Here is a 6,302-nt window from a genome sequence, read left to right on the forward strand (position 1 = left end):
CGCATACGCTCCTTACAGTACTTCCGGAGCCAGCGAGATGATCTTCATGTGGTTCTTGGCGCGAAGTTCGCGCGGAACCGGTCCGAAGATACGGGTGCCGATGGGCTCTTTCTTGTTGTCGATAAGAACGGCTGCGTTGTTATCGAAACGGATGACGCTGCCGTCAGCGCGGCGGATGTCCTTGGCGGTGCGCACGACAACCGCCTTCATCACGTCGCCCTTCTTGACGCGGCCGCGCGGAATAGCTTCCTTGATGGAAACGACAATAATGTCGCCAACAGAAGCATATTTGCGCTTCGAGCCGCCCAGCACCTTGATGCACATGACACGACGTGCGCCGGAATTATCCGCCACGTCGAGGTTTGTTTGCATCTGAATCATGTCAGGTCGCCTTCTTGTTGTTACCGGAACGGTTGGGCAAACTCTCCCGAGCGAGCCCCCTGCCCCAGCTTATGAATGTCTCTTTTTTTGCGCGGAAAAATCGTGACAGGGTGGTTTCCCGAAGGACCTTCCGTGCGCATCAAAGCAAAAGACGCCCGGGTCACGAGCGTCCTTGCGCTGCTTCATACAGGAATTCGCGCCGAGTGCAAGACACAAGGCGCGATTCTGATGAAATTAAGCCTGGGCGGAAACGACCGTCCAGCGCTTGTCCTTGGAGATCGGTGCGCATTCCTCGATGGAAACGACATCGCCGACCTTATACTGATTGTTTTCGTCGTGTGCCTTGTACTTCTTCGAACGACGAACGGTCTTTTGCATGAGCGGGTGAGCGAATCGACGCTCAACCCGCACCACGACAGTCTTCTCGTTCTTGTCGGACACAACGACGCCCTGCAGAATGCGTTTCGGCATATTATTCTTCCTTAGGCCTTGGCTTCTGCCGCCTTCTGGCGGGCAATGGTTTTGACGCGGGCGATGTCCTTGCGGACTTCGTTGATGCGCGAGGACTTCTCCAGCTGGCCAGTCGCCTTCTGGAAGCGCAGGTTGAACTGCTCCTTCTTCAGATCGGCGAGCTTGTCCTTGAGCTGGTCGGCGCTGAGGCCGCGAACTTCATCGGCTTTCATGTGCCTTGCTCCTTACTCTGCGATGCGCTGTACGAAGCGCGTCTTGACCGAGAGCTTGGCAGCGCCGAGACGAAGCGCCTCGCGGGCGATCTCCTCGGTAACACCGTCGATCTCGAACATCATACGACCGGGCTTGACCTTGCATGCCCAGTAATCGACCGAACCCTTGCCCTTACCCATACGAACTTCGGTCGGCTTTGCCGTAACCGGAACGTCGGGGAATACGCGGATCCACACGCGACCTGCGCGCTTCATGTAACGCGTGATCGCGCGGCGGGCCGCTTCGATCTCGCGTGCATTCACGCGGTTCGGTTCCTGCGACTTCAAGCCGAATTCACCGAATGCCAGGTCAAAGCCGCCCTTGGCGACGCCCTTGATGCGTCCCTTGAACTGCTTACGGTACTTAGTACGCTTTGGCTGCAACATTTTCTTACTTCTCCGAGCTTATCTTTCGCCAGCGTCAATCAAGCGTTTTCGCGACGACGATCGCCACGATCGCCACGCTCACGGCTTGCAGGGCCCTGTGCGTCGCCTTCGAGACCGCGACGCTCAGAAGCCATCGGATCGTGCTCAAGGATTTCGCCCTTGAAGATCCAGACCTTGATGCCGCAGATGCCGAATGCGGTTTCAGCTTCAGCTGTGCCGTAGTCGATGTCCGCACGCAGCGTGTGCAGCGGAACGCGACCTTCGCGGTACCATTCGGTACGAGCGATTTCAGCACCGCCGAGACGGCCGCCGCAGGTGATCTTGATGCCTTCGGCGCCAAGACGCATTGCGGACTGAACAGCACGCTTCATCGCACGGCGGAAAGCCACGCGGCGCTCGAGCTGCTGAGCGATCGACTGGGCAACCAGCGTCGCGTCGATTTCCGGCTTGCGCACTTCAACGATGTTGAGGTGCGTTTCGGAGTTGGTCATCTCGGAAAGCTTCTTGCGAAGCTTCTCGATGTCTGCACCCTTCTTGCCGATGATCAGACCCGGACGAGCCGAGTGGATCGTGACGCGGCACTTCTTGTGCGGACGCTCGATGACGACCTTTGCGATACCGGCCTGCTTGAGTTCCTTGATCAGGTAAGCCCGGATCTTGAGGTCTTCATGCAGCAGCTTGCCGTACTCTGCGGTGTCAGCGTACCAGCGGCTATCCCAGGTACGGTTGATGCCGAGGCGGAAGCCGATCGGATTGATTTTCTGACCCATTATGCGGCCTCCCCTTTTTCCTCGACTTCACGAACAACGATCGTGAGGTGAGAGAACGGCTTTTCGATGCGGGAAGCACGACCACGGCCACGAGCGTGGAAACGCTTCATGGTGATGGACTTGCCAACATAGGCCTCGGCGACGACGAGAGCGTCGACGTCGAGGTCGTGGTTGTTTTCCGCATTGGCAATTGCAGATTCCAGCGTCTTCTTGACGGTGCCTGCAATGCGCTTGCGGGAGAATTCGAGCTCGGCGAGAGCGCGATCAACCTTCTTGCCACGGATAAGAGCGGCAACCAGGTTCAGTTTCTGGGGGCTGACGCGGAGCGTACGGGCAACGGCCTGAGCCTCGTTGTCCTTCAGCCGGCGTTCGGTCTTAGCCTTCGCCATGATTACTTCCTCTTTGCCTTCTTGTCCGCGCCGTGACCGTAATAGGTACGGGTCGGAGAGAATTCACCGAACTTGTGTCCGACCATGTCTTCGTTGACCGAGACGGGCACATGCTTGCTGCCGTTGTAGACGCCAAACGTCAGACCGACGAACTGCGGCAGGATCGTGGAGCGGCGGCTCCAGATCTTGATTACTTCATTACGTCCGCTCTCGCGCACCTTCTCAGCCTTGGTGAGAAGATAGCCGTCAACAAACGGACCTTTCCATACTGAACGAGCCATGAGTGACTACCTCTCTTACTTCTTACGCTGATGGCGCGAGCGCATGATGAACTTGTCGGTCGACTTGTTCGAACGGGTGCGCTTGCCCTTCGTGGGCTTGCCCCACGGAGTAACCGGGTGGCGACCACCCGACGTGCGACCTTCACCACCACCGTGCGGGTGGTCGACCGGGTTCATGACGACGCCGCGAACGTGCGGACGCTTGCCGCGCCAACGCGAACGACCGGCCTTACCGTCGTTGATGTTGCCGTGGTCCGCGTTCGAAACAGCACCGATCGATGCGAGGCAGGAGCCGTGCACCAGACGCTGTTCGCCCGAGTTGAGACGCAGGATGGCCATACCGGCATCGCGGCCGACGAGCTGGACATACGTACCGGCGGAGCGAGCGATCTGACCGCCCTTGCCCGGCTTCATCTCGACGTTGTGGATGATCGAACCGACCGGAATGTACTGAAGCGGCATGGTGTTGCCGGGCTTCACGTCCACTGCCTTGTCGGAGGCGATCACCTTGTCACCAGCAGCAAGACGCTGTGGCGCGAGAATGTAAGCCTGTTCGCCGTCGGTATACGTAACCAGCGCGATGAATGCGGTGCGGTTGGGGTCGTATTCCAAACGTTCAACGGTGCCTTCAACGTCAAACTTGCGACGCTTGAAGTCAACCAGACGGTAGGTCCGCTTGTGACCGCCACCCTGGAAACGGACGGTGATCCGGCCCTGGTTGTTACGGCCACCCTTGGAGCTGAGGCCCTGGGTGAGAGCCTTTACCGGCTTGCCCTTGTAGAGCGAAGCGCGGTCCACGATAACCAGCTGACGCTGGCTCGGCGTGGTCGGATTGAAACTTTTCAATGCCATATTCTTGTTCCCTTTTGGGTCTTTGCCCGCTTGGGCCTAACCTTTAGAGTCCGGTGGACACGTCGATGGATTGACCTTCGGCGAGCGTAACGACGGCTTTCTTGACGTCCTTCAGCTTACCGGCGAACCCACGGAAACGACGGGTCTTACCCTTGCGGATAAGCGTGTTCACAGCCGTGACTTTGACGCCGAAGAGAGCTTCCACGGCAGCCTTGATTTCAGGCTTGGAAGCATCCTTGGCGACGTTGAATACGACCTGGTTCTGTTCGGATACCAGCGTCGACTTTTCCGTGATCGAAGGAGATACGATCACATCGTAGTGGCGAAGATCCGTCATTTGAACCGCTCCTCCAGAGCCTCTACAGCAGCCTTGGAAAGCACCAGCTTGCCACGGCGCAGGATGTCGTAAACATTGATGCCCTGCACCGGCAGAACGTCCACATTCGGGATGTTCTGAGCAGCGAGCTTGAAGTTGCCATCAAGTTCGGCGCCGCCGATTACGAGAGCGTTGGTCAGGCCAAGCGAAGCGAAGCTGCCCAGCAGAGCCTTGGTCTTTGCTTCGGACGCGACGAGCTGATCGACGATGATCAGTTCTTCAGCCTTCAGCTTTGCAGACAGGGCGTGACGCAGGGCGAGCGCACGAACCTTCTTGGGAAGGTCATGGGCGTGGCTGCGAACGACCGGGCCGTGGGCCTTGCCGCCGCCGCGGAACTGCGGTGCGCGAGCCGAATGGTGACGAGCGCGGCCCGTACCCTTCTGCTTGTACATCTTCGCGCCGGTGCGGGAAACTTCCGACCGGTTCTTGGATTTGTGCGTTCCCTGCTGCTTCTTTGCAAGCTGCCAGCGAACCATGCGGGCCAGGATGTCCTGGCGGGGGTCGAGGCCGAAGATCTCATCCGACAGAGAAACCTTGCCGGCGTCTTTTCCCTCGAGGGTCTTGACGTTCAATTCCATGATAAGGCTCCCTTACTTCGCAGCCGACTTGACGGCGTCGCGGACGATGATCCAGGAACCCTTCGAGCCGGGAACTGCACCCTTCACGAGGATGAGGCCACGGTCTTCATCAGTCGAAACGACTTCAAGGTTCTGGGTCGTAACGCGGGTCTGGCCCATATGACCAGCCATGCGCTTGCCCTTCCAGACGCGGCCCGGATCCTGGTTGGAACCGGTCGAACCGTGTGCACGGTGCGAGATCGAGTTACCGTGCGAAGCGCGACCACCACCGAAGTTGTGACGCTTCATAGCACCGGCGAAACCCTTACCGATCGTGGTTCCGGTGACATCGACCAACTGGCCGGACTGAAAATGATTTGCGGTCAGTGTTGCACCGATGTCGATCAGGTTCTCGGGGGAAACCCGGAACTCGACGAGCTTTGCTTTCGGTTCGACATTGGCAGCGGCAAAGTGACCGCGAAGAGCCTTCGTCGTGTTCTTGACCTTGGACTGGCCGGCACCGAGCTGAACTGCGGTGTAGCCATTCTTGTCTTCCGTGCGCTGGGCAACGACTTGTACGTTATCCAGTCGCAATACTGTTACAGGGATATGTTCACCTGCGTCGTTGTAGACGCGTGTCATACCCACTTTCTGTGCAATCACACCTGAACGCATTGGTTCATCCTCTTGCGAGCCTTGAAGGGAAAACCCTCTCTGGCCTTTGTTAAGGAGTGCCCTTCGACATCTCACGATGTTTCCGGTCTCCGGTTTGGAAGTCGTTGGATTGCTCCACGTACCTTCCTTGTTATTGGCCCTCACCCAAGAGTGAGGTCCGGCCTTGTTATTTCAGCCCTCACCTTGGACGGTTCGGGCCGGGTCTTAGAGCTTGATTTCCACGTCAACGCCAGCAGCGAGGTCGAGCTTCATCAGAGCATCGACAGTCTGCGGGGTGGGATCAACGATATCCAGAAGACGCTTGTGCGTCCGCATTTCGAACTGTTCACGGCTCTTCTTGTCAACGTGAGGAGAGCGGTTGACGGTAAACTTTTCGATGCGGGTGGGGAGCGGAACCGGGCCGCGAACGCTGGCGCCGGTGCGCTTTGCGGTCGACACGATTTCACGGGTAGAGGCATCGAGGATCCGGTGATCGAACGCCTTGAGGCGGATACGGATATTCTGGCCGTTCATTCGTCTTGTCCTTGTTCTTTGTTATTCGTTTCCGCACGCGGAAACACATGAACTTCTATTGATCGTGGCGCCGCAGATTTTCAAAAATCGAGAGGGATGCGCGTCACACCCCAATCATTTCGGTAGTCTGTATTGCTAAAAAAACCGCGTTTCGCAATCGCTTACGAATCCAGCGGTGATTGTGAGTGCGCGTTTACGCGCTTTCACCGAATTTTTCAAGCACTAAAAATGCAACGCCGCCAGGCTTTTTACCAAAAGTCCGGCGGCGGTGTTGTTCACACCGCCGCCAGTCAGAATTTCAAAGGTCGAAATTACTCGACGATCGAGGCAACGATGCCGGCGCCGACGGTACGGCCGCCTTCGCGGATAGCGAAGCGCAGCTTTTCTTCCATCGCGATC

At 57.8% G+C, this 6,302-nt stretch carries 13 protein-coding genes; all 13 read right to left on the reverse strand.

Annotated elements, in window-relative coordinates; translation table 11 throughout:
• Window positions 1-12: 12 nt before the first annotated feature.
• Window positions 13-381, reverse strand: a complete 369-nt coding sequence (gene rplN / locus BS627_RS14170) for a 50S ribosomal protein L14 (protein WP_003495199.1) — start codon at window positions 379-381, stop codon at window positions 13-15.
• 234 nt (window positions 382-615) lie between these two features.
• Window positions 616-852 (reverse strand): 30S ribosomal protein S17, encoded by a 237-nt coding sequence (gene rpsQ / locus BS627_RS14175; protein ID WP_077983837.1) that lies wholly within the window; start codon window positions 850-852, stop codon window positions 616-618.
• 11 nt (window positions 853-863) lie between these two features.
• On the reverse strand, window positions 864-1,064 hold the full coding sequence (gene rpmC / locus BS627_RS14180; protein ID WP_003495193.1) for a 50S ribosomal protein L29: 201 nt from the start codon (window positions 1,062-1,064) through the stop codon (window positions 864-866).
• Between the two features lie 12 nt (window positions 1,065-1,076).
• A complete protein-coding gene (rplP, locus tag BS627_RS14185) occupies window positions 1,077-1,490 on the reverse strand; it encodes a 50S ribosomal protein L16 (protein ID WP_003507774.1) in 414 nt (137 codons plus the stop codon).
• Window positions 1,491-1,528: 38 nt separating this feature from the next.
• A complete protein-coding gene (gene rpsC / locus BS627_RS14190) occupies window positions 1,529-2,260 on the reverse strand; it encodes a 30S ribosomal protein S3 (RefSeq protein ID WP_004442600.1) in 732 nt (243 codons plus the stop codon).
• The gene (gene rplV, locus BS627_RS14195) at window positions 2,260-2,649 is read right to left on the reverse strand and encodes a 50S ribosomal protein L22 (RefSeq protein ID WP_065113658.1); all 390 of its coding nucleotides are present in this window, start codon (window positions 2,647-2,649) and stop codon (window positions 2,260-2,262) included. The genes rpsC and rplV overlap by 1 nt, the downstream gene beginning before the upstream one ends.
• Window positions 2,650-2,651: 2 nt before the next feature.
• Window positions 2,652-2,930, reverse strand: a complete 279-nt coding sequence (rpsS, locus tag BS627_RS14200) for a 30S ribosomal protein S19 (protein ID WP_003507772.1) — start codon at window positions 2,928-2,930, stop codon at window positions 2,652-2,654.
• Between the two features lie 15 nt (window positions 2,931-2,945).
• Window positions 2,946-3,782, reverse strand: coding sequence for a 50S ribosomal protein L2 (rplB, locus tag BS627_RS14205; protein WP_077983838.1), 837 nt, complete (start codon window positions 3,780-3,782; stop codon window positions 2,946-2,948).
• A gap of 43 nt (window positions 3,783-3,825) precedes the next feature.
• Window positions 3,826-4,119: a 50S ribosomal protein L23 gene (locus BS627_RS14210; RefSeq protein ID WP_063948592.1), complete on the reverse strand. Its 294-nt coding sequence runs from the start codon at window positions 4,117-4,119 to the stop codon at window positions 3,826-3,828.
• Complete coding sequence (rplD, locus tag BS627_RS14215; protein WP_003495173.1) at window positions 4,116-4,736, reverse strand: 50S ribosomal protein L4; 621 nt, start codon at window positions 4,734-4,736, stop codon at window positions 4,116-4,118. The genes BS627_RS14210 and rplD overlap by 4 nt, the downstream gene beginning before the upstream one ends.
• Window positions 4,737-4,748: 12 nt before the next feature.
• The gene (gene rplC, locus BS627_RS14220) at window positions 4,749-5,390 is read right to left on the reverse strand and encodes a 50S ribosomal protein L3 (RefSeq protein ID WP_077983839.1); all 642 of its coding nucleotides are present in this window, start codon (window positions 5,388-5,390) and stop codon (window positions 4,749-4,751) included.
• Between the two features lie 204 nt (window positions 5,391-5,594).
• Window positions 5,595-5,903: a 30S ribosomal protein S10 gene (rpsJ, locus tag BS627_RS14225; RefSeq protein ID WP_003507767.1), complete on the reverse strand. Its 309-nt coding sequence runs from the start codon at window positions 5,901-5,903 to the stop codon at window positions 5,595-5,597.
• Window positions 5,904-6,214: 311 nt separating this feature from the next.
• A partial coding sequence (locus BS627_RS14230; RefSeq protein ID WP_131829422.1) for an EF-Tu C-terminal domain-related protein occupies window positions 6,215-6,302 on the reverse strand: 88 nt, incomplete at its 5' end.

Source organism: Agrobacterium salinitolerans, from assembly GCF_002008225.1.
GTDB lineage: Bacteria > Pseudomonadota > Alphaproteobacteria > Rhizobiales > Rhizobiaceae > Agrobacterium > Agrobacterium salinitolerans.

Bases quoted from the DNA above. Each gene is read 5' to 3' on its own strand.
- rplN (WP_003495199.1), bottom strand. From the start codon at position 381: ATGATTCAGATGCAAACAAACCTCGACGTGGCGGATAATTCCGGCGCA.
- rpmC (WP_003495193.1), bottom strand. From the start codon at position 1,064: ATGAAAGCCGATGAAGTTCGCGGCCTCAGCGCCGACCAGCTCAAGGAC.
- rplD (WP_003495173.1), bottom strand. From the start codon at position 4,736: ATGGAATTGAACGTCAAGACCCTCGAGGGAAAAGACGCCGGCAAGGTT.
- rplB (WP_077983838.1), bottom strand. From the start codon at position 3,782: ATGGCATTGAAAAGTTTCAATCCGACCACGCCGAGCCAGCGTCAGCTG.
- rpsC (WP_004442600.1), bottom strand. From the start codon at position 2,260: ATGGGTCAGAAAATCAATCCGATCGGCTTCCGCCTCGGCATCAACCGT.
- rplV (WP_065113658.1), bottom strand. From the start codon at position 2,649: ATGGCGAAGGCTAAGACCGAACGCCGGCTGAAGGACAACGAGGCTCAG.
- rplC (WP_077983839.1), bottom strand. From the start codon at position 5,390: ATGCGTTCAGGTGTGATTGCACAGAAAGTGGGTATGACACGCGTCTAC.
- rpsS (WP_003507772.1), bottom strand. From the start codon at position 2,930: ATGGCTCGTTCAGTATGGAAAGGTCCGTTTGTTGACGGCTATCTTCTC.
- BS627_RS14210 (WP_063948592.1), bottom strand. From the start codon at position 4,119: ATGACGGATCTTCGCCACTACGATGTGATCGTATCTCCTTCGATCACG.
- rpsJ (WP_003507767.1), bottom strand. From the start codon at position 5,903: ATGAACGGCCAGAATATCCGTATCCGCCTCAAGGCGTTCGATCACCGG.
- rplP (WP_003507774.1), bottom strand. From the start codon at position 1,490: ATGTTGCAGCCAAAGCGTACTAAGTACCGTAAGCAGTTCAAGGGACGC.
- rpsQ (WP_077983837.1), bottom strand. From the start codon at position 852: ATGCCGAAACGCATTCTGCAGGGCGTCGTTGTGTCCGACAAGAACGAG.